We start from the raw sequence: 20,692 nt of genomic DNA, 5'->3' as shown, positions 1-20,692 counted from the left end.
CCGATACCGAGAGCGCGCGGTACAACCGAGGGATCCAGACCTTCAACTCGTATGGGCGACAACCTTGTCGACCGTCTCGGGGAAGAAGTCGGGCGCGGCATGGCGCTTGCCGAACATCATGTCGTACTGGATCAGCCGGAAGTCGCGGATCGCCGGATCGATCTCTTTCTGGCGCGACCAGTCGGCTGTGGCCACGCCGGCCGGCGTGAGCAGCAGGTTGCGGTCGACAACGCGATAGCGCTCCCGCATCTCGCCCAGGAAGCCGGTGTAGTAGGGGTGGGTGATGCCCGCGGCGGTGAGGATATGATAGGGCAGGAACGCAGGGCTCACCGTCCCCAGATTCTCGACTGGGCCCGAACGGTTCGACCAGATGATCAACGGAGTCGCGTGATGTTCGAGAGCGGCCTCCGGCGTCGGTTCCTTGCGGGGCGCGACGTTGTCCTTCAGGAAGCCGGTCTCGACATAGACCGGTCCGAGCGGCGGCAGATGGTCACCGAAAAAGGCGACAATCGTTGGCCGTTCGCGCGTCTTGGCCCATTCGATCAGCCGCTCGAGGCCTCGGTCCGCGTCGGCTGAACCCTCGGCGTAGGAGAGCAGCGAGTCGCGCGCCCACTGGCTGATCGGTGCTTGCACCGAGTGGGTCGGGTTCGAATAACGGTTCGGCTCATACGGGCCATGGTTCTGCAGGCTGACGGCGAAGAAGAAGACCGGGTCGTCGCTGGCGTCGGCTTCGCGGATGATCTCGTCGGTCATCGCGGCGTCGGATGCCAGCGGTCCGCGCTTTTCCATGGGCGGCAGCGTTTCTTCCGATTTGAAGTCGTTGAAGCCGAAATCGGCATAGACGGCGCCGCGATTCCAGAACCAGTTGGTGCCTGGATGGATGGCGCGTGCCCTATAGCCTTCGCTCTTCAGGAAGGTCGCCATCGACGGCGTCGGGGTGCGTACATATTGCTGGTAGGGGATGCTGCCGGCCGGCAGGAAGGCGTTCGAGAAGCCGGTCAGCGCTTCGAATTCGATATTGGCGGTCATGCCGCCGAATTCGGGTGAAAACATCGAGCCCGAGCGGAGCGACCGCACATTGGGGATCGGATCGGGGGTGATGGTGACGCCGGGCAGCTTGGTCGAATCCCAGAAGGATTCGCTCATGACGATGATGATGTCCGGCTTCTGGGCCGGCACCGAGGCGGTCACATCGGGCCTGTCGATCGCCGCGATTGCCTTGTCGGAATAGCCCGGCGGGGCAGAGACATGTGCCATCGGCACGTTGAGCGCGAAGGCGAGCGCAAAGCCGTTGGAGGCGTAGTTTTCCTTCTGGTCCCACATGATCGGGATGATCTGCAGCCGGTCCCTGGTCCACGAGAAGGTGGCGTAGTCCATGATCGAGACGAAGAAGGCGAGCAGCGGCACCGCCAGCGTCAGCCGGGCAAGGCGGCCCTTGTGGCTGAGGGCTGGAACCTTACGGCGCCAAAGCCGCCAGCCGTAGACGAGCACGGACAGGCCGGCCACGATCCCCGCGACCATGGCGAGCGCGGTCATTGGCCGCTCGCGCACCAGCAGCGGCAACAGCGCGAAGATCTGCCGGGCGTACAGGAAGTCCGTCGGATAGAGCGGGTCGCCGAGATAATGCGACTTCTGGTGGCCGACAAAGGCCAGCGATAGGGTCAGCGGCGCGACGATCATCAGGCTCTGATGACTGCGGCCGAGCACGGCATCGAGGCCGATCAGGACCAGCGCGAACACGACGATGGTGGTCCAGCCCGGCTTGAACGGTTGCAGGAAGAAGGAAACGGTGCCGGCAACATCACCGCGCACGATCAGTTCGATGGCAAACACCAGGACGGCCGAGATCGCCAGGCTGATCAGCCCGTAACGGACGACCGGCCATCTCCGGCCGGGCAGATAGCCGGTGGACGGATCGTCTTCAAGGAACTGCGGCGCGGCGTTGCCGGCACGTTTGGAACTCTTTGCCACTTTAACTTCCCACCCAAAGACAACCCACGTCATTCGATTGTCATATAATTGTCACGCAAAGCTAGCGCCTGTGACGGAAATAAGAAGAGCCAGCAAACGATTCGTGAGCGGTTTTCATCAGGTGTGATCGCCAAAAAGCCCTTTCGGAACAGGCACTCGCGCGAGGATACGGCTTTCGGCGTGGGCTGAAGTGGCTTGACTTGGCGGTCTGCCTTGCGTCACAGGCAGGGAAAATTCGTAGTATCAGGCAAGCAGAACCAGTCTGGGGAGCCCTCGCATGGCCGTCGCATTTACCTTTCCAGGACAAGGCAGCCAGGCTGTCGGCATGGGCAAGGATCTCGCCGATGCCTTTCCCGAAGCGCGCAGGATCTTCCAGGAAGTCGATGATGCGCTCGGCGAAAACCTGTCGAAGCTGATCTGGGAAGGTCCCGAAGAGACCTTGACGCTGACGGCCAACGCGCAGCCGGCCCTCATGGCGGTATCGCTGGCGGCAATCAGCGCGCTGGAAGCGCGCGGTTTCTCGCTGAAGGACAAGGTCGCCTATGTCGCCGGCCATTCGCTGGGCGAATATTCGGCACTCGCCGCCGCCGGCTTCGTTTCCGTTGCCGATGCCGCTCGGCTGCTGCGCATTCGCGGCAACGCCATGCAGGCGGCGGTGCCGGCCGGCGAGGGCGCCATGGCTGCGATCATCGGGTTGGATCAGGCCGATGTCGAAAATGCCTGCGCCGAGGCCGCCAAGGTCTCGATTTGCCAGATCGCCAACGACAATGGCGGCGGCCAGCTTGTCATCTCAGGTGCGAAGGCCGCGGTTGAGCTGGCAGCGAAACTGTGCACCGAAAAGGGCGCCAAGCGTGCGCTGATGCTGCAGGTGTCGGCGCCCTTCCATTCGGCGCTGATGGCGCCGGCGGCCAACGTCATGCGCGAGGCGCTTGCCGGCGTGGCAAAGACCGCGCCAGTCGTTCCCGTCGTGTCCAACGTGTCGGTGCAGCCGTCGACCGATCCCGACGAGATCGCCGGGCGCCTGGTCGAGCAGGTGACCGGTCGCGTGCGCTGGCGCGAAACGGTGGAATGGTTCGGCGCCAACGGCGTCACCACGCTTTACGAGATCGGCGCCGGCAAGGTGCTTTCGGGACTGGCTCGCCGGATCAACCGCGACATCGCCACCGCGTCCGTCGGTTCCTCGGCCGAGGTCGAGGCGGCACTGGCGGCGCTTGCATAAAGCGCCATTTGAGACCATCCCTATTAGGGGTGCCCTCTTCTCAACCTGGAGACAAAAATGTTCGAATTGACCGGCCGCAAGGCGCTTGTCACCGGCGCATCGGGGGGCATCGGCGAGGCGATCGCCAAGGTGCTGCATGCGCAGGGCGCGATCGTCGGCCTGCACGGCACGCGCGTCGAGAAACTGGAGGCGCTGGCCTCCGAACTGGGCGATCGGGTCAAGCTGTTCCCGGCCAACCTGTCGAATCGTGACGAGGTCAAGGCACTCGGCCAGAAGGCGGAGGCCGATCTCGAGGGCGTCGACATCCTGGTCAACAATGCCGGCATCACCAAGGACGGCCTGTTCGTGCGCATGTCGGACGCCGACTGGGATACGGTGCTGGAGGTCAATCTCACCGCCGTTTTCCGGCTGACCCGTGAACTGACCCACCCGATGATGCGGCGCCGCCATGGCCGCATCATCAACATCACTTCGGTGGTCGGCGTGACCGGCAATCCCGGCCAGGCGAACTACTGCGCCTCCAAGGCCGGCATGATCGGCTTGTCCAAATCGCTGGCGCAGGAAATCGCCACCCGCAACATCACCGTCAACTGCGTCGCTCCGGGCTTCATCGAATCGGCGATGACCGACAAGCTCAACGACAAGCAGAAAGAGGCGATCATGGCGGCGATCCCCACCAAGCGCATGGGTACCAGTGCCGAAGTGGCGTCCGCCGTTGCTTATCTGGCTTCGAACGAGGCCGCCTACGTAACCGGGCAGACCATTCACGTGAATGGCGGCATGGCGATGATCTGAGCGAGCTCCGGCAGCAACACCGCCGCGCTGTGAAAACCCACCATTTCGGCTTGGACCTCGGCTATTTTTCGTGTAATGCGGCCCGCAACCCGGCGGTTCGGGCAAAAACCGGTCCGTGGCCGTTGCGTTTCCGGCAGGACCATCTTTCAGCTTGATTAGCGGCATTCCGCCCGCTAACGAAGACAGACAAACAAAAGACGAGGATGCCCCAAATGAGTGACACCGCAGAGCGCGTCAAAAAGATCGTCATCGAGCACCTTGGCGTCGATGCCGACAAAGTGACGGAGCAGGCGAGCTTCATCGATGATCTGGGCGCTGACAGCCTCGACACGGTTGAACTCGTCATGGCGTTCGAAGAAGAATTCGGCGTCGAGATCCCCGACGACGCAGCCGAGACCATTCTGACCGTTGGCGATGCGGTGAAGTACATCGACAAGGCTTCGGCCTGACGCTTTCCGCAGTCGTCACCGGGGAGGACCTGCGATGAGGCGTGTCGTCGTCACGGGCCTTGGCCTGGTTTCGCCGTTCGGTATGGGCTTCGAGCACGGCTGGAAGCAACTGCTGACCGGCCGCAGCGCTGCCAAGCGCGTCACCGAGTTCGAGGTGGACGATCTTGCCTGCAAGATCGCCCACGTCATTCCGCGTGGCGACGGCTCCAACGGTACGCTCAATCCTGAAGCCATTCTTGAGCCGAAGGAACTTCGCAAGATCGGCGACTTCATCCTGTACGGGATCGCGGCCGCCGATGAAGCGCTGAAGGATTCCGGCTGGCAGCCTTCAACCGAAGAAGAGCGTTGCGCCACCGGTGTGCTGATCGGCTCCGGCATCGGCGGCCTCGAGGGCATCGCCGAGAACGCGATCATCCTGAAGGAACGCGGCCCGCGCCGCATCAGCCCGTTCTTCATTCCCGGAAACATCATCAATCTCGTGTCGGGCCAGGTTTCGATCCGGCACGGATTGAAAGGCCCCAACCACGCTGTCGTCACCGCCTGTTCGACCGGTGCGCACGCCATTGGCGACGCGGCCCGGCTGATCATCTTCGGCGATGCCGACATCATGCTGGCCGGCGGCGCCGAATCGCCGGTGACCCGACTGTCGCTCGCCGGCTTCGCGGCCTGCCGGGCACTCTCGACCGAGCGCAACGACACCCCGCAAACCGCCTCGCGGCCCTACGACCGCGACCGCGACGGCTTCGTCATGGGCGAAGGCGCCGGTGTCGTCGTGCTGGAAGAGCTCGAGCATGCCAAGGCGCGCGGCGCCAAGATCTATGCCGAAGTGACCGGCTACGGTCTGACCGGCGACGCCTATCACATCACCGCACCGGCCGAAGATGGCGACGGAGCCTTCCGTTGCATGACGGCGGCGCTGAACCGGGCAAAGCTTACGCCGGCCGATGTCGATTACATCAATGCGCACGGCACCTCGACCATGGCCGATACGATCGAACTCGGCGCTGTCGAGCGGCTGGTCGGCAATGCGGCGTCCAAGATTTCGATGTCGTCGACCAAGTCGTCGATCGGCCATTTGCTGGGCGCGGCCGGCGCCGCCGAAGCGATCTTTTCGATCCTCGCCATCCGTGACAATATCGCACCGGCGACCATCAACCTCGACAATCCCGAACGCGAAACCGCGATCGACCTGGTGCCGAACAAGCCACGCCCGCGCCAGATCGACGTGGCACTGTCCAATTCCTTCGGCTTCGGCGGCACCAACGCCTCGCTCGTCTTCCAGCGTTATAATGGCTGACCGAGCTGCCGGGCGGTGCTTTGGCGTGCCGTCAATTTTGCCATATTCGCCCCTACTCTGCCGCAGGGGATTCGTTGAGAGATCGAACGGTAGGGCGAAATGAACACAAATCCGTCAGGCAACGGAGAATTCGGGCAAAGGCCGGCGAATACCGGGCCGATCGTGCCGAAGACGGCCAGCGAGGCGCTGCGGCCGGAGGCTGGAACGCCGCCGCCGAAACGGTCGCGCGCTTCGCGCAGCCAGATCGTCGTGTTCATGAACTTCGTCATCTCCTCGGTGATGCTGATGGTTCTGGCGGCGGGTGTGGCCCTCTATTTCGGCAAGCAGGAGTTTACCGAACCCGGCCCTTCCGCCAATGGCGACACGTTCCTCGTCAAGCCCAACACTGGCGTTCAGGACATCGCCGACCAGCTTGAGCGCCGCGGACTGATCAGCGACGCCCGCGTATTCCGCCTCGGCGTGCGTGCCTTCGGCAACGATTCCGCGCTCAAGGCCGGCGAATACGAGATCAAGCCCCGGGCATCCATGCGCGACATCATGGAACTCCTGAAGAGCGGCAAGTCGGTGATGTACTCGCTGACTATTCCCGAAGGGCTGACGGTCGAGCAGGCTTTGCAGCGCATCGCTGACGAACCCGCCCTGAGCGGCGATATGCCGGCTAAGACGCCCCCGAGGGCAGCCTTGCCACCGACACGCTGCGCTTCACGCGTGGCGCAACGCGCCAGCAGATGGTCGACAAGCTGCTCGCCGATCAGAAGAAGCTGGTCGATGAGGTGTGGCAGCGGCGCGCGCCGGATCTGCCCCTGGCCAGCGTCGAGGACTTTGTCACCCTGGCCTCGATCGTCGAGAAGGAAACAGGCAAGGGCGATGAACGTTCCCGCGTGGCCGCCGTCTTTCTGAACCGGTTGGCCAAGGGCATGCGCCTGCAGTCCGATCCGACCATCATCTACGGTCTGTTTGGCGGCAAGGGCAAGCCGGCGGACCGTCCGATCTACCAGTCCGACATCCAGAAGCAGACGCCTTACAACACCTATGTGATCAGCGGCCTGCCGCCGACGCCCATCGCCAATCCCGGCCGCGCGGCCCTCGAAGCCGTGGCCAATCCGTCGAAGACCGACGATCTCTATTTCGTCGCCGATGGCACGGGCGGCCACGTCTTTGCCGCGACCCTGGACGAGCACAATGAAAACGTCGCCCGCTATCGCGCGCTGCAGAAGAAGCAGGCCGATGACGCAGCCAAGGCCGCCGCTGCCGCCGGTACCAGCGGCAGTGCCGACAAGCCTGCCGCAGACAAGCCTGCCGACGCCAGTGATGCCACCGGTGGCGACAATGGCGATGCCGACGGTGATGCGGACGCGGCCCAGTAAGGTGAAGAAAGGCGTTGCCTGGAAGGCGGCGGCCTGACATTTGAAGGAACGCCAGGCGTCCGATTTCGACGCACTCGTGGCGTGGTCATTTTAAGCCGCGCTAGCCCCTCCGGAAAACCGGTTTCGGGGTGAGGCGCCAGGGATGTGCAGGCGACATGAATTTGCAGAGCATGACCGGTTTCGCGCGGGCCGTCGCCGAGCATGACGGCACCTCGATTGCCTGGGAAGTCAAATCCGTCAATGGCAAGAGCATCGAGGTGCGACTGCGGCTGCCTCAAGGATTCGAGCGGCTGGAGCCTGTGGTCAGGCAAACGCTGCAGAAGCGTTTCGCCCGCGGCAATTTCCAGGCAACGCTGACCATCGGCCGCGCTGCCGGCACGCAGGCGCAACCTATCGTCAACGAGGCGTTTCTGAAGGATATTGCCGGCCTGGCCAAGCGGCTGCAGGAGCAGTTCGGCGTCGCGCCCGCGACGGCTGACGGATTGCTGTCGCTGCGTGGTGTGCTCGACATACCTGAAACCATCGAGACCGAAGAGGCGCGGACCGCGCTCGACACCGCCATCCTGGCCGCGCTCGACGTGGCGCTGAACGGCCTGGAACAGGCCAGGCACGGTGAAGGCGCAGCACTCGCCGTGCTTTTGTCCGGCCATGTCGATACTATCGAGACGCTCACCCTGCGCGCGGAAGCCGACCCGTCACGCGATACAGCGGTGATCCGCGAACGTATCGCCGAGCAGGTCCAGCTGCTGATGGACGCATCCGCCAATCTGGATGCAAGCCGGCTGCACATGGAGGCGGCGTTCCTTGCCACCAAGGCCGACATTCGCGAAGAGATCGACCGGCTGAAAACGCATGTCGCGTCTGGCCGGGCCTTGCTCGAGGGCGGCGGCGCGGTCGGCCGCAAGCTCGATTTTCTGGCACAGGAATTTAACCGCGAATCGAATACGCTGTGCTCCAAGTCGAATGCTGCCGCCGTCACCGCGATCGGGCTGGAACTGAAGGCGGTGGTCGACCAGTTTCGTGAACAGGTCCAGAATCTGGAGTAGCCGATGGTTGCCAAGGAACCGATGGTTCCCAGGGATTTGGGATCCCGCATCCGCCGCCGAGGGTTGATGCTCGTCCTGTCGTCACCTTCGGGTGCCGGCAAGTCGACGATCGCGCGCAACCTTCTGGAGAGCGATTCAAGCCTTGAACTGTCGGTCTCGGTCACCACAAGGCCGCGCCGCGGCTCGGAAATCGAGGGCGTTCACTACCACTTCCGCACGATGCGCGAGTTCGAGCGGCTGCGCGATTCCGACGCGCTTCTCGAATGGGCGGAGGTGCACGGCAACTGCTATGCGACACCGCGCGAGCCGGCCGAACTGGCGCTGGCGCAGGGCCGCGACATGCTGTTCGACATCGACTGGCAGGGCGCTCAGCAGCTCAAGGAGAAGATGCGCGCCGACATCGTCTCGATATTCATCCTGCCTCCATCGATGAAGGAATTGAAGGCTCGGCTGAAGCGCCGCGCCGAGGACCAGGAAGCGGTGATCGAGACGCGGCTGAAGAACGCCCGCAACGAGATCGAGCACTGGAAGGAATATGACTTCGTCATCGTCAACGACGATCTCGACCGTGCCTTCGCCGAAGTGCGCGGCATCGTCGTGGCCGAGCGGCTGCGGCGCGACCGCCGGCCGGGTCTCTTCGATTTCGTGTCGGGATTGCTGGACGAGAAAACGGTGTGATCGCCCTTTCCTTCTTCCCGTTTACGGGGAGAAGGTGGCCTGAAGGGCCGGATGAGGGCAGCGCCATACTCGCAAGTTCGCACTACCCCTATCTGCTCCAGCGTCGTCTCCCCTTGAGCGGAGAGAGGCGAGTTACACCGCGTTGGTCAGCCGCACGAACTCCTCGACGCTGAGTGTTTCCGCCCTGCGCGTCGGGTCGATCCCCGCTCGTTCGAGCAAGGCCTCGCCGCCGAGACTTTTCACGCTCTGCCGCAGCATCTTCCGGCGTTGGCCGAAGGCGGCTTCCGTCACCCGGCCGAGTTTCTTCACATCGGCGGGCAGGGGTGTCGTGCGCGGCTCCAGGTGAACCACCGAAGAGGTGACCTTGGGTGGCGGCGTGAAGGCCTGAGGCGGGACGTCGAAGGCGATCCTTGCCTGCGTGCGCCAGCCGGCGAGCACACCCAGCCTGCCATAGGCATCGCTGTCGGGTGCTGCCACGATGCGCTGGGCGACCTCACGCTGGAACATCAGCGTCATCGAGGCGTAGAAGGGCGGCCAGTTTGGGACCGTCAGCCATCGGACCAGCAGTTCCGTGCCGATATTGTAAGGCAGATTGGCCACGATCCGGACCGGGCCGTGGTCGGCCCCCGATGCGAGGGCGGCGAAGTCGGTCTTCAGTGCGTCGCCCGAAATCACCTCGAGCCGACCGGGGTAATGAGCGGAGACTTCGGCAAGCGCAGCCAGGCAGCGTTCGTCGCGCTCGATGGCAACGACCCGGCGGGCGCCGTTCGACAGGAGCGCCCTTGTCAGCCCTCCAGGCCCGGGCCCGACCTCGATCACCGTGGCATTTGCCAGGTCGCCGGCGCTGCGTGCGATCTTGCCGGTCAAATTGAGGTCGAGCAGGAAGTTCTGGCCGAGCGCCTTTTTCGCCTGCAGCCCATGGCGCTCGATGACGTCGCGCAGTGGTGGCAGCCCATCGATGCTCATGCGCGAAGACCGGAAGCGGAAGCGCTCATGTGGCGACGGCCTTCGCGTCGATGTCGGCGAGCTTTCTGGCAAGCTTCAGCGCCGCGATCAGGCTGTCCGGTCGCGCCACGCCCTTGCCGGCGATGTCGAAGGCGGTGCCGTGGTCGGGCGAGGTGCGGATGAAGGGCAGGCCCAGCGTGACGTTGACGGCCTCGTCGAAGGCCAGCGCCTTGGCCGGGATCAATGCCTGGTCGTGATACATGCACAGTGCGACGTCATAGCCTGCCCGCGCCCGGGCATGGAACAGCGTGTCGGCGGGCAATGGCCCGAAAGCATCGATGCCGTCAGCGCGCAGGATGTCGACCGCTGGCCGCACGATATGCTCGTCTTCCAGGCCCATGGAGCCGCCTTCGCCGGCATGCGGATTGAGGCCGGCAATGGCGAGCCGAGGCCTGGCGATGCCGAAGCGGCTGGCAAGGTCGGCCGCGGTGATGCGCGCGGTCGCCACGATCAATTCGGTGCTGAGGGCCTTCGGCACGTCGGCCAGAGCGATGTGGATGGTGACGGGAACCGTGCGCAAGTCCGGGCCTGCCAGCATCATCACCGGCATCGCCTCGACGCCGCTGTGCCGAGCCGCCAGATGCGCCAGATATTCGGTGTGGCCGGGAAAACGGAAGCCCGCATCATAGAGTGGCTTCTTGGCGATCGGGCAGGTCACCACGGCAGCGGCCTCGCCGGCAAGGCAGGCGGCGACCGCGCGGTCGATCGCTTCGATGGTGCCGGCTGCATTGGCCGGGTCGGGCCGGCCGGGGCCGTCGATGAAGCGCTCCGTCAGGGGAACGATCGGCAAGGCGCGGCCAAAGACCTCGATCGCCCGCACCGGCGTGACTTCCTGGACAGGCAGCGAAACGCCAAGGTGGCGCGCGCGCGCCGCGACCACGGCCGGATCGGCCAGAAGGTAGAAGGGGGGCAAGCCGACGGCGTCCCGCGCAAGGAAGGCGGCGATGGCGATTTCAGGGCCGATACCGGACGGATCGCCGACGCTCAACGCCAGCGCGGTCATCGCGCGGCTCACGTCAGCGCTTGACGATGCGGGCTTTCGCCTTCAGCTCGTCGACATATTTCTTGCTGAGATCGTCGGCGGCCTTGTCGTTGGAGCCTTCGCTCTGGAATACCATCTGGGCCGTCTTGTCGTCGGACACTTCGCGCGACGAGCAGATGCCGATGAATTCGACGCCGCGTTCGGTCTCGCGCGTGACGGTGGCGCCACCGACCTTGGTCGCTTTGATCTGCTCGGCCCAGTCCGGCGGCAGTTGCGGCGCCAGAATCCGGCCGAGGTCGCGAACGGTGACGTCGATCAGGCCCTTGGCGAACTCGCGCGTCGTGTTGCAGCCGTTGAAGCGGGCACGCATGGCGTCGGCCTCGCGCTTGCGCTTGGCCAGCGTCGCGCTGCGTTCGGCCGCTGGCACGACGAAGATGACCTGCTGCAGCATGTATTCCATGGCGCTCGGCTTGGCGCCGCCCTTGTCAAGCATGCGCCGCACCGCGTCCTGCTCGGTCACGCTGCCACCTTCGCCGGAACGATAACGCGCGCTCAGGGCCTGGTTCCATGCCATCTGGGCGCGAATGAACTCCTTGAAATGATCCTTGCCGACGCCGGATTTTTCCATGACGCCGTCGAGCTGGCCGAGCTGCATCTTGTTGTTGGTGGCAAAGCGCTGATAGGCGGCCTCGACCTGGGCATCGCTGATACGGATGCCAAGCCGTCTGGCCTCGGCGAGGCGCAGCGTCTGGTCGATCATTTCCTGGGCAGCGTCGCCCTTCTTGTGCTGCAGCTTGAGGAAGGCGGCACGATGGGCGATATCACCACTGGTGATTGCTATGTCGTTGACGACGTATTTGATCTCGCTGGCGAAAGCCGGCGGCGTCATCACGGTCATCGACAGGGATGTCGCCGCCACAAGCAACGCGAACCCTGCTGAAAAGAGGTATTTCCTCATCGTTGGCTTCCCAATTCTATTCCGGCTCCGCCCAATTCCGTCCCCTTCCGGATACGCGAATCCGTGCCAGCCCTATGCGGCGAAACGATGTCGCCGCTTATTGGATGGTGTCGACTGCGTTGGTCGACGAGCCGAAGTCGCCGAGGGTGCGGAACGACAGGTTGAATCCGATGCTCTGCGTCACTTCCCTGGTGTTCAGGTCACGCGACTGCGCGTACGTCATCAGATAGGTGAAGCAGGAATCGTTGTAGGCGAAGCCCACCCCGTCCTTGACCAGCAGGCCTTCTTGCAAATCGTAGGTTCCTGTGCCGAACACGCGCCAGTTCTCGGCAAGATGCGTCGATGCGCCGAGCGTGACCTCGTGACGGTCGGTCGTGAAACCATAGAGCGGCTGGGCCTGAATGAAGGCATACTTGGCGCTCAACGACACCGGCAGGCCGGAATAAGCAGCTTTCAGTTCGGCGCGGCGTATCTCGAAGCTCTGTTCGTCGAAACGGCCGCTCACCGAGGCCGCGAAGCCATTGGGGCTGGTTATGCCAAACAGGCCGACATAGTCGGACTTGGTGGTCTCAAGCCCTGAATTTGCGCCGACATTGACCAGATCGGGTGCCGCGAAGGAGTTCTCGCCACCAATCTGATAGGACTGGCCGAAGATCGCATTGGTGCCCCAGCCGTTGATGTAGGAGCCGGAATAGCGCAGGCCGACATTGGCACGCGAGCCGCCCTCGATGCGGTCGTAACCGGAGAACTTGTCGCGTTCGAACAGCGTGGTTGCATCGAAGACCATGCTTTGAGCGTCTTCGTTCGGAATGGAGAGGCCGCCGACATACTGTTCGTTCGGACGCAGGAACACCTGAGCCATCGGCTCGACAACGTGGCTCGACCCGCTGGCCAGCGAGAACAACAGCGGCCAGCTCATCTCGAGCCCGGCGGTCGCCATGTAGCGTGCGAAGGACGAGCGCATGTCGTCCTGTTGGCCCAGATTCGCCGCCATCTGGTTGATCGCGGTGAGCGAGGCCGATGACGCTCTGACATAGTCGACGTCGCCTTGCAGCGCCAGCAACGGTGTCAGCACCAGCCCATCATCGGTGACAAAGCTCCGTTTCCACTCGGCCTCGGCGGTAAGACGGCTGGACTCGCCTTCGATACCGCGCACGCGCTGCGTGCCTGACGGGGGAAGTAAGGCGTGAAAAATGTCTCGTCGAGATCTTCGCGGCGGATGACGCGCGTATTGACGTTCAGCGACAATTGGCCACCGGCGACCGATGTGTCGGGGATATAGGCATAATCAAGCGAGGGCAGCACCCAGGGCTGCTGGCCGCTTCTCGCCGCGGCATTGTCGTTCGGCGTGTTTTCCTGAACTTCGAAATGCATGGCGCGCACGTCGAAATAGTTGCGGTCGTTGAGACCGGTCAAATAGACCGACGACTGGTGGACGTATGAATTGTACTTGGCGATGTTGTAGGTATTCGAGAAATTCTTGTCGGTCTGCAGCAGCACGTCCCAACCGAAATTCCAGCGTTCGTTGATGGCGAACTGCCCCTGCGTGCCCATCATGCCGCGGAACCTGTTCGGATCGCCGGCCGCGCCTGAATTCACGTTGTTTCCGGAGGGGGGAAACCGGCGGCATCGAGAAAAGCATCCGGATCCTGCTGCTGAATGCCGGCGACCTTGAAAGTGTATTCGCCATTGTTGAAGCGCTGGCGCCATTCGGCTTCGCCGAGGAAGCCCTGCTTGGTGTAGCCGCTCCCGGTCACCGTCAGGTCATATGTCGGCGAAAGGGCGAAATAGTAGGGATCTTGACGCTGTACCCCAGGTGGCTGTTGTAGCCAATGCTGGGAATCAGGAAGCCGCTCTTGCGCTTCACCGTCGGGTCGGCGATCTCGAACGCCGGCAGGTAGGCCAGCGGGAAACCGAAGAACTCGAAATTCGCGCTCTCGAAGCGAACCGTCTTCTTCTCGCCGTTCCAGATGATCTTCCTGGCTTTGACGCGCCATGTCGGCGCCTTGTCCGGCTTGTCTTCGCACGGTTCGCAGGCGGTGTAGACACCATTGTGGAAGGTGGTCAGCACGCCGCCCATGCGTTCGGCGCTTTCGGCGGCGAAATAGGCCTTGTCGACGGTTTCAACGCGCAGCGCGTTGACGAAGCCGTCTGCGAAATCGTCGGTGATGTCGATGTGCTGCGAATTGATCTTGGTGCCGTCGCTGTTGACGATCTCGACATTGCCGCTGGCAACCATTCGCTTGGTATTGCGGTTGTACACGACCTTCTGGGCGACGAGGCGGTTGCCGCCATAGTCGATCTGCACGCCGCCGATGGCGGTCACCGTCTGGTTGTCGTTGTTATATTCCAGCGTGTCGGCGGCCAGCAGCATCTGCGAGCCGGCCGGAACCGTGGTCGCCATGTTGCCGACATCCTGCGCGAACGCCGGTAGCGGGACGCCGCAGGCGACCAGGCACGCCAAAGCGCTCGCCGCATAAAGGCGCGCCAAACGGGCCTGCCTGTCGCTGGGCAAAAACGCCTCCCTCACTAGCCGTCTTCCTTGTATAGCAGGAAAGTCACCCCGAAGAACATAGCTACCACGACCGGCACCCAGGCGGCTATGGCAGTCGGCACGAACCCCGCCACGCCGAACGCTTTTACCAGCACCGAAACGACATAAAGCAGAAACCCGGCAACGACGCCACCCAGAATCATCGTTGCCGACTGCCCCATTCGCGCAAATCGCATTGAAACTGTTGCCGCAATCAGCGTCATGGCGACGAGGAGAAACGGCAACGCCACCAGCGAATCAAACTGCATGGCAAAGGCATTTGCCTTGAGGCCGAAGGAACGGGCAACCTCGATTTTTCCGGGGAGGTCATAGAAGGGAATTGTCTCCGGACGCGCTAGCCGCTCCTGCACGAATTCCGGCTTCAGATTGGTCTGCACACGATCGTTCGCGACGGGCTGGATGGTGCCGTTCCTGAAGGTCTTCACATCCTGCAATTCCCAATAGCCGTCCCGCAGGTAAGCACGCGCCGCATCCTTGCGCTCGACGATATTGGCTTGCTGGTCGAGGATGAAAAAAACCGCGTCGGCCATCTCCAGACCCTGGTCGAGGATGGCCCGCGCGCCGATGATCGTGTCGCCGGAACTGGTTTTCTGGCGAATCCAGGGAGCGGCGTCGGCCGAAACCGTGTTCGATTTGCCGGAGCGCAGCTGCGTCTCGATCTGTTCGGACAAGGAGAAAGCGTGCGCGGCGAGCGGGTTGATGATCCCGACAGAGACGGCGCCGAACAGCAGTGCGCCGATGCAGCACGGCAAAAGGAACTGCCAGGCGGAAACGCCCGCGGACCGCGCGATGACAAGTTCGTACCGCCGGTTGAGCGAAACCAGCGTCGCCATCGCCGAGAACAAGCCGACAAACGGCACCGTCTGCAGCATGATCATGGGCATTCGAAGGCCTGAAATGGCCATCGCCGTGCCATAGGTGAACCCTGGCAGGCCGGTGGTGCGGCCGGACAGTTCGGTGAAATCGATAAGGAATACCAGCGCCAGAAGGCCGAGGAAGAACCAGATCGTGATCGCCACGTAGCGGAAGAAAAAATATCGACCCAGCGTCCAGCCCATCAGCCGACCCCCTGGCCTGAGGTGTCGCGCCTGGACAGACGCAATTTGAGGGCATTCCAGCCATCGCCGATTCGGCTGGCCAGGTTTGTCATCCAGTCTGCCCAGGCAACCGGCAGTTCCATGGTCCGGTTCGACACGATGAACCAGATCGCCACCGCGGAAGCCACGATCGGCACGCCATAGACCATGTAGGCATATTGCGGGACCTCATCGGCCTTGCTGGCGGCGAAGAAACCCAGCCAGCGCACGAACAGCGATATCGCGATGGCGGTGATCAGCGGATTGACGCGCGCCTCGCGGTGCGAACGCGCGTCTCCCGCCACCGCGAGCGCGATCAGCGCGAACACCATGGAGTACGTCCATTCCGAAAACCGCTGGTCGACCTCGGCCCGGTACTCCTGGGGACTTTGCTGGTAATTCTTGTCGTTAGGACTTGGATTGAGCAGGTATTGGGTGGTCTGGTCCTTTGGCAGGAGCGTCACCTGGTTGGCCGCCGACATGAAGGCCGACATGTCGAAGGCATAGGACGTGAACCGGATGACACTGAGGTCGCCCGTTAGCGTTTTGCGATGGATGACGCCGTCATTCATCATCAGCACCTTTTCGCCGCCACGTTCGATGATGCTGCCGGTCTTGGCATAATAGACGAGATTGACGCCTTCCTCGCGCGAATCGGCGACGAAGATGCCACCCAGCCGGTTGTCGGGAAGCCGCTCGCCAATCTGCAGGAACAGTCCGTCCTCGATCTTGCGGAACGTGCCTTCCTGGATGATCAGCGACAAAAGGTCGGCGCGCGACTCCGCCACCAGGGCGCGGTTCTTCTGTCGTGCATAGGGGTCGATGCCGTTGTCCACAGCGAACGAAAAGACGCTGGCGGCCAGCGCCACCAGGATGATCGGCCGCACGATGGTCCAGCGTGAGGCTCCCGATGCATTGACCACCGCGAGTTCCGAATCCGAATTCATCACACTGAGCGTCTGGGCGACCGCCACCACGAGCGCGAACGGCACGACGATCGGAATGATGGAGGGGAGAATAAGAGAGGCGACCTCGAAGAAGGTCAAAGCTGACTGACCGCTGTCCGTGACCAGGTTGATCTTGGCCAGCACCTGCGTCGTCCACACGATGGCCAGCGTCCAGACCAGTGCTGCCAGGAAGACCACGAAAGTGCGGCGCATGATGTAGCGTTCAACGACCTTCATGAAGGCTTTACTCGATTTTCTCGAACGGCATCATGCCACCACGCTAAGGGTAGCTGTCCGGCGACGCCCGCACAACTGGCTCCGTTGGGCTGCATCAGGCAGGCGAGCCGGTTCCCGTTCCACGTCGCGTGCCGCAGCAGGCCGGAGTGTCGGCGGCAATGGATAAGAAAGGACGAACATCGATGGTTAACAACAGGTTGCGGCATGAAGCGGGGCCGTTCCGCGACGAATCGCCATCGATTCCATGTCTCATATGGGTAGCCATTTTGGCAAAGTCTTGCCAAATGCCGGAAAACGACCAAATGTCGCGGATCGCTTCAAACCGCTTCGCGCATCATCGCGCAATCCCCGAAAGCAGGACATGATGAACCCGAGACCGTCGATCGCCTTTGCAAAATTCGCCGCGCCCCAGACGGCGGCGAACAGAAAGGGCACGGTCTTCGTGCTGTCGGCGGATGACGGTGGCTTGAGCGATACGGCCAGGGCTTACGATCCGGGCAAGACGCTGGATCGGGCTTTCCCGGTCGCCGAGTTTACCGGCAAGTTCGCCGGCACTGTCGAAATCCTGGCGCCGGAAGCAACATCGCTCGACAGGTTGGTCGCGGTCGGCGCAGGCAGGGTGTCGGGGCTCGATGAGTATGCCTGGCTGAAGCTCGGCGGCACCATTGCGGCATCGCTGCGCAAGGCAACCGACGTAGCCGTGGTGCTCGGCCTGGCCGGTGCCTCGCCCGATGGCAGGGACGCCGCGAACCTCGCGGCCGGCATTCTTTTGCGCGGCTATTCCTTCGACAAGTACAAGACCAGGAAGGATAAGGACGACGGCGGCAAGGCCGATCCGAAAAAGCCGGTCAAGGTCACCATCCATACCGCCGACCCGGTAGGCGCCAAGAAAGCTTTCACCGATGCCGAGGCGGTGATCGACGGTGTGCTTCTGGCACGCGATCTGGTCAACGAACCGGCAAACGTGCTGGGACCGGTCGAATTCGCCGCCCGCGCGAAGGAACTCGAGGCGCTTGGCGTCAAGGTCGAGATCCTGACTGAAAAGGAGATGAAGAAGCTCGGCATGGGCTCGCTGCTCGGTGTCGCGCAAGGCTCGCCCCGGGGCGCCCGTATGGCGGTCATGCAATGGAACGGCGGCAAGCCCAAGGACAGCCCGGTCGCCTTCGTCGGCAAGGGCGTTACGTTCGACACCGGCGGCAATTCGATCAAGCCGGCGTCCGGCATGGAGGACATGAAGGGCGACATGGGTGGCGCTGCCGCCGTGACCGGGCTGATGCACGCGCTCGCCGCGCGCAAGGCCAAGGCCAATGTCGTCGGCATCATCGGTCTTGTCGAAAACGCGGTCGACGGTCATGCCCAGCGTCCGGGCGACATCGTCACCTCGATGTCGGGACAGACCATCGAGGTGCTCAACACCGACGCGGAGGGGCGCCTCGTCCTGGCCGACGCGCTGTGGTACTGCAACGACCGCTTCCAGCCGAAATTCATGGTCAACCTGGCGACGCTGACCGGCGCCATCATGGTTGCGCTCGGCCTGCATTATGCGGGCCTGTTCTCCAACAACGACGAACTGGCGCAAAGGCTGACCGCGGCCGGACAGTCAACGCAGGAACGGCTCTGGCGCATGCCGCTCGGCGCCGAATACGACAAGCTGATCGATTCCAAGAATGCCGACATGAAGAACATCGGTGGCCGCTACGGCGGCGCGATCATCGCCGCGCAGTTCCTGCAGCGCTTCGTCAAGGACACGCCCTGGGCGCATCTCGACATTGCCGGTACCGCGATGGGCTCGCCATTGAACGAGATCAACCAGTCGTGGGGTTCGGGTTTCGGCGTACGGCTGCTGGACCGGCTGGTGCGTGATCACTACGAAAGCTGACGTCGATCCATGGCCGATGTGCTGTTCTACCATCTGACCGAATCGACGCTGGAGGACGCGCTTCCGGGGCTGCTCGAGCGCAGCGTCGATCGCGGCTGGCGAGCCGTGGTGCAGACCGGCACCGAGGAACGGCGCGACGCGCTCGACCAGCATCTGTGGACTTTCCGCGATGATTCCTTCCTGGCGCACGCGACCGATCGCGAAGCCTACCCAGCTGAACAGCCAATCCTGCTGACCACCGGCGACGGCAATCCCAACGAGGCCAAAATCAGGTTTTTGGTCGACGGCGCCGCGCCGCCCGACCTTGGCGGTTACGAGCGTGCGGTTTTCCTGTTCGATGGCCACGACGCGGCCCAGGTCGAGATGGCCCGGGCGCATTGGAAGACGATGAAGGACGCGGGCCACGCCGTGACCTACTGGCAGCAGACGTCAGACCGCCGCTGGGAACGCAAGGCTTAGAGCAATTCCAGGAAAACCGTGCACCTATCCCGGGAAAGCGCCTAGCGCACTCCGTGGGGAGGTGCGTAAGAACCAAGAACTGGAGCCGTTCGGCGTTTCCCCGAAACGATGAACATCTCCAGCCCAGCGGTTGTCGCGGAAGACAGTTCTAGAGCCTTGCCTTGATTCGGTTCTGTTTCCTGGTGACGTAGTCGCCGTATTTCAATTTCACGAACTCGTCCGAGCGGTTTCGATGTGCGCTCCTGAAAACGTACCATTCGCCATCAGGCGATTTGCGCTTGTAGATCGCCTTGCCGGTCTGGCGATGCTCGAAGCAGGTCATTGAGCCCTTCACGCCCCAGGCGCCGTGCCATTGCGCGCGGTAGCACAACTTGCCGCCGCCGGGGATGAACCATATCCCGTCGCCATAGCCCGGCTGGCCCTTTTCAGTCGACCAGGCGTTGAATTGCCGCTGCCTGACGGCAAAGTACGCGGCCCCGTGATTGCCCCACATCCACGAATGGTTCTGATAGATTTGGTAGACGCCTTCGTCGGGCACCGCGGTGCCCTTTTGCGCCTGCTCGGCGATTTTGGCCACTGTCTTGGCTGTCGCAGGGACCTGTAAGGCAAGAACAAGAACGGAGCAGGCGAATGCCGCTCCGAGACAATTACCCAGCACTCGTTTCACGGAACTACTCCACAGACTGATTCACGCCACGCCTCAACCATGCCGAAACACTGGTCCGGCATGGTGCCAATCAAACAAGAAACATGGAGATCCATCCCGATCGTGTCGGGACGCATCGCAACGATGCGTCTACGGCAGGACGTGCTGGGTCACCCTCCAATCGGGCAGACCATAGCCCCCCAGCCACGGCCACACTTCCTTCTGGTTGAAGTAGACAACGGACGTGAGCGCCGGGAACTCCGCATAGGACTTGCGGGAATCGTCCTGCCACTTCGAAACATAGTCCTGCTTGCCGACATAGCCGAGTTCCGCCACCACGATCGGCTTGTTGAAACCCGCCACGCGGTCATAGCCGGGTTTCAGCATCTCGGCGAACGTACGGTCGCGACCGGCTTCGTCATTGTCCTTTTTCTGCAGGCCGAACACCGACAGGCCGATCACGTCGACATAGTCGTCACCCGGGTAGTATTTTTCCAGGCCTTCTTCGCCTTTGGGCGACCACATGTATTTGGCCGCGGGGGCAGCCTTGCGGCAGATATCGACTTCGCGCTTGTAGGCTGAAATCCAGTCCTTGGGAGCCCAGTTGGCCCAGGTGAAGCGGCCGTTCGTGTCTTCCATTTCCTGCGCCCAGCGAATGGTTACCGGGCTTTTCATCTGTCCCACCAAGCCGCAGATCGCCTGCATATTGGCATCATACCTGCCGCCCAATATGCCGTCACGCAGTTCGGGCGGGGTGATGCGCCAGTCCTTCGACCAGGTCCACGGCTCGATCGTGATCAACAGCGAGCGACCGCGCTGCTGGGCATAGGCATCGGCCAGAGGCAGCGTCGATAGATCGACGTCTTCCCAGGGCAGGAACAGTTCCTCGATGCTGGCGGTCTTGTCATTGGTGAAATCGCCATAAGGATCGTACGAGCCGAATGCCGAAGCGGCGCTGCTCGTCTGGACGGGGTCCGTCGCGGGGGCGGAACCGGCGCCTCCCGCAGTAGGGAACGCGGCACTTCCGCCCAAAGCCAGCGCGACTACAAGTACATTTGCAGCGGAGTGTTTCATCGTTGATCTCCTATGTCCTCAACTTCCTATGGAAGCCAAGGCTTCGCCCGGCG

General features: G+C 62.8%; 16 protein-coding genes and 2 pseudogenes. 9 read left to right on the top strand and 9 right to left on the bottom strand.

From position 1 onward, the window contains the following. Positions 1 to 42 precede the first annotated feature (42 nt). Entirely contained in the window at positions 43 to 2,004 is a 1,962-nt protein-coding gene (locus EJ077_RS19985; RefSeq protein WP_208695754.1) for an LTA synthase family protein, read from the bottom strand. Between the two features lie 244 nt (positions 2,005 to 2,248). Here EJ077_RS19985 and fabD point away from each other — a divergent pair, with 244 nt between their 5' ends. From fabD to gmk, 7 genes and pseudogenes are all read left to right on the top strand, one after another. Continuing rightward, positions 2,249 to 3,190: an ACP S-malonyltransferase gene (gene fabD, locus EJ077_RS19980; RefSeq protein WP_208695753.1), complete on the top strand. Its 942-nt coding sequence runs from the start codon at positions 2,249 to 2,251 to the stop codon at positions 3,188 to 3,190. Positions 3,191 to 3,247: 57 nt separating this feature from the next. Further along, a complete protein-coding gene (gene fabG, locus EJ077_RS19975) occupies positions 3,248 to 3,985 on the top strand; it encodes a 3-oxoacyl-[acyl-carrier-protein] reductase (RefSeq protein ID WP_208695752.1) in 738 nt (245 codons plus the stop codon). Between the two features lie 212 nt (positions 3,986 to 4,197). Further along, positions 4,198 to 4,434 carry an acyl carrier protein gene (locus EJ077_RS19970; protein WP_006203723.1) on the top strand — a complete coding sequence of 79 codons (237 nt, stop codon included), beginning with the start codon at positions 4,198 to 4,200 and terminating at the stop codon, positions 4,432 to 4,434. A 34-nt stretch (positions 4,435 to 4,468) separates the two neighbouring features. Continuing rightward, a complete protein-coding gene (fabF, locus tag EJ077_RS19965) occupies positions 4,469 to 5,731 on the top strand; it encodes a beta-ketoacyl-ACP synthase II (RefSeq protein WP_208695751.1) in 1,263 nt (420 codons plus the stop codon). 99 nt (positions 5,732 to 5,830) lie between these two features. Continuing rightward, positions 5,831 to 7,098 (top strand): annotated as a pseudogene (gene mltG / locus EJ077_RS19960) (endolytic transglycosylase MltG). Between the two features lie 155 nt (positions 7,099 to 7,253). Next, positions 7,254 to 8,144 (top strand): YicC/YloC family endoribonuclease, encoded by an 891-nt coding sequence (locus tag EJ077_RS19955; RefSeq protein WP_208695750.1) that lies wholly within the window; start codon positions 7,254 to 7,256, stop codon positions 8,142 to 8,144. Positions 8,145 to 8,165: 21 nt separating this feature from the next. Beyond that, the gene (gene gmk, locus EJ077_RS19950) at positions 8,166 to 8,822 is read left to right on the top strand and encodes a guanylate kinase (RefSeq protein WP_027053294.1); all 657 of its coding nucleotides are present in this window, start codon (positions 8,166 to 8,168) and stop codon (positions 8,820 to 8,822) included. Between the two features lie 132 nt (positions 8,823 to 8,954). Here the strand turns inward: gmk and rsmA are convergent, their stop codons facing one another. From rsmA to lptF, 6 genes and pseudogenes are all read right to left on the bottom strand, one after another. Beyond that, positions 8,955 to 9,788, bottom strand: coding sequence for a 16S rRNA (adenine(1518)-N(6)/adenine(1519)-N(6))-dimethyltransferase RsmA (gene rsmA, locus EJ077_RS19945; protein WP_208695749.1), 834 nt, complete (start codon positions 9,786 to 9,788; stop codon positions 8,955 to 8,957). A 25-nt stretch (positions 9,789 to 9,813) separates the two neighbouring features. Continuing rightward, positions 9,814 to 10,830 (bottom strand): 4-hydroxythreonine-4-phosphate dehydrogenase PdxA, encoded by a 1,017-nt coding sequence (pdxA, locus tag EJ077_RS19940; protein ID WP_208695748.1) that lies wholly within the window; start codon positions 10,828 to 10,830, stop codon positions 9,814 to 9,816. 13 nt (positions 10,831 to 10,843) lie between these two features. Further along, positions 10,844 to 11,767 carry a peptidylprolyl isomerase gene (locus EJ077_RS19935; protein ID WP_208695747.1) on the bottom strand — a complete coding sequence of 308 codons (924 nt, stop codon included), beginning with the start codon at positions 11,765 to 11,767 and terminating at the stop codon, positions 10,844 to 10,846. 97 nt (positions 11,768 to 11,864) lie between these two features. After that, positions 11,865 to 14,297, bottom strand: a pseudogene (locus EJ077_RS32605) (LPS-assembly protein LptD). Beyond that, entirely contained in the window at positions 14,297 to 15,382 is a 1,086-nt protein-coding gene (lptG, locus tag EJ077_RS19925) for an LPS export ABC transporter permease LptG (protein ID WP_208703061.1), read from the bottom strand. Before lptG ends, EJ077_RS32605 begins: the two are co-directional and overlap by 1 nt. Continuing rightward, entirely contained in the window at positions 15,379 to 16,581 is a 1,203-nt protein-coding gene (gene lptF / locus EJ077_RS19920) for an LPS export ABC transporter permease LptF (protein ID WP_208695746.1), read from the bottom strand. Before lptF ends, lptG begins: the two co-directional genes overlap by 4 nt. Before the next feature lie 364 nt (positions 16,582 to 16,945). Between lptF and EJ077_RS19915 the strand changes: the two genes are divergently transcribed. Together EJ077_RS19915 and EJ077_RS19910 are read left to right on the top strand one after the other, a co-directional pair. Continuing rightward, the gene (locus EJ077_RS19915; protein ID WP_208695745.1) at positions 16,946 to 18,460 is read left to right on the top strand and encodes a leucyl aminopeptidase; all 1,515 of its coding nucleotides are present in this window, start codon (positions 16,946 to 16,948) and stop codon (positions 18,458 to 18,460) included. Positions 18,461 to 18,469: 9 nt separating this feature from the next. Beyond that, on the top strand, positions 18,470 to 18,919 hold the full coding sequence (locus tag EJ077_RS19910; protein ID WP_172736707.1) for a DNA polymerase III subunit chi: 450 nt from the start codon (positions 18,470 to 18,472) through the stop codon (positions 18,917 to 18,919). Between the two features lie 148 nt (positions 18,920 to 19,067). Here EJ077_RS19910 and EJ077_RS19905 read toward each other — a convergent pair whose 3' ends face one another. After that, a complete protein-coding gene (locus EJ077_RS19905) occupies positions 19,068 to 19,496 on the bottom strand; it encodes a DUF995 domain-containing protein (RefSeq protein ID WP_245458469.1) in 429 nt (142 codons plus the stop codon). Between the two features lie 219 nt (positions 19,497 to 19,715). Beyond that, positions 19,716 to 20,639, bottom strand: a complete 924-nt coding sequence (locus tag EJ077_RS19900; RefSeq protein ID WP_208695743.1) for a glycoside hydrolase family 26 protein — start codon at positions 20,637 to 20,639, stop codon at positions 19,716 to 19,718. Positions 20,640 to 20,692: the final 53 nt, after the last annotated feature.

Origin of the sequence: Mesorhizobium sp. M8A.F.Ca.ET.057.01.1.1 (assembly GCF_003952565.1) — a bacterium.
In the GTDB taxonomy this organism is placed as follows: Bacteria; Pseudomonadota; Alphaproteobacteria; order Rhizobiales; family Rhizobiaceae; genus Mesorhizobium.
Note: the sequence above shows the minus strand (reverse complement) of the source record. Positions and strands in the feature narration are given on the sequence as shown.

Coding starts and splice junctions, on each gene's coding strand:
- EJ077_RS19970 (WP_006203723.1), top strand. CDS start 4,198: ATGAGTGACACCGCAGAGCGCGTCAAAAAGATCGTCATCGAGCACCTT.
- rsmA (WP_208695749.1), bottom strand. CDS start 9,788: ATGAGCATCGATGGGCTGCCACCACTGCGCGACGTCATCGAGCGCCAT.
- fabF (WP_208695751.1), top strand. CDS start 4,469: ATGAGGCGTGTCGTCGTCACGGGCCTTGGCCTGGTTTCGCCGTTCGGT.
- lptF (WP_208695746.1), bottom strand. CDS start 16,581: ATGAAGGTCGTTGAACGCTACATCATGCGCCGCACTTTCGTGGTCTTC.
- EJ077_RS19915 (WP_208695745.1), top strand. CDS start 16,946: ATGAACCCGAGACCGTCGATCGCCTTTGCAAAATTCGCCGCGCCCCAG.
- EJ077_RS19955 (WP_208695750.1), top strand. CDS start 7,254: ATGAATTTGCAGAGCATGACCGGTTTCGCGCGGGCCGTCGCCGAGCAT.
- gmk (WP_027053294.1), top strand. CDS start 8,166: ATGGTTCCCAGGGATTTGGGATCCCGCATCCGCCGCCGAGGGTTGATG.
- EJ077_RS19935 (WP_208695747.1), bottom strand. CDS start 11,767: ATGAGGAAATACCTCTTTTCAGCAGGGTTCGCGTTGCTTGTGGCGGCG.
- fabG (WP_208695752.1), top strand. CDS start 3,248: ATGTTCGAATTGACCGGCCGCAAGGCGCTTGTCACCGGCGCATCGGGG.
- EJ077_RS19985 (WP_208695754.1), bottom strand. CDS start 2,004: ATGACGTGGGTTGTCTTTGGGTGGGAAGTTAAAGTGGCAAAGAGTTCC.
- fabD (WP_208695753.1), top strand. CDS start 2,249: ATGGCCGTCGCATTTACCTTTCCAGGACAAGGCAGCCAGGCTGTCGGC.
- pdxA (WP_208695748.1), bottom strand. CDS start 10,830: ATGACCGCGCTGGCGTTGAGCGTCGGCGATCCGTCCGGTATCGGCCCT.
- EJ077_RS19910 (WP_172736707.1), top strand. CDS start 18,470: ATGGCCGATGTGCTGTTCTACCATCTGACCGAATCGACGCTGGAGGAC.
- EJ077_RS19900 (WP_208695743.1), bottom strand. CDS start 20,639: ATGAAACACTCCGCTGCAAATGTACTTGTAGTCGCGCTGGCTTTGGGC.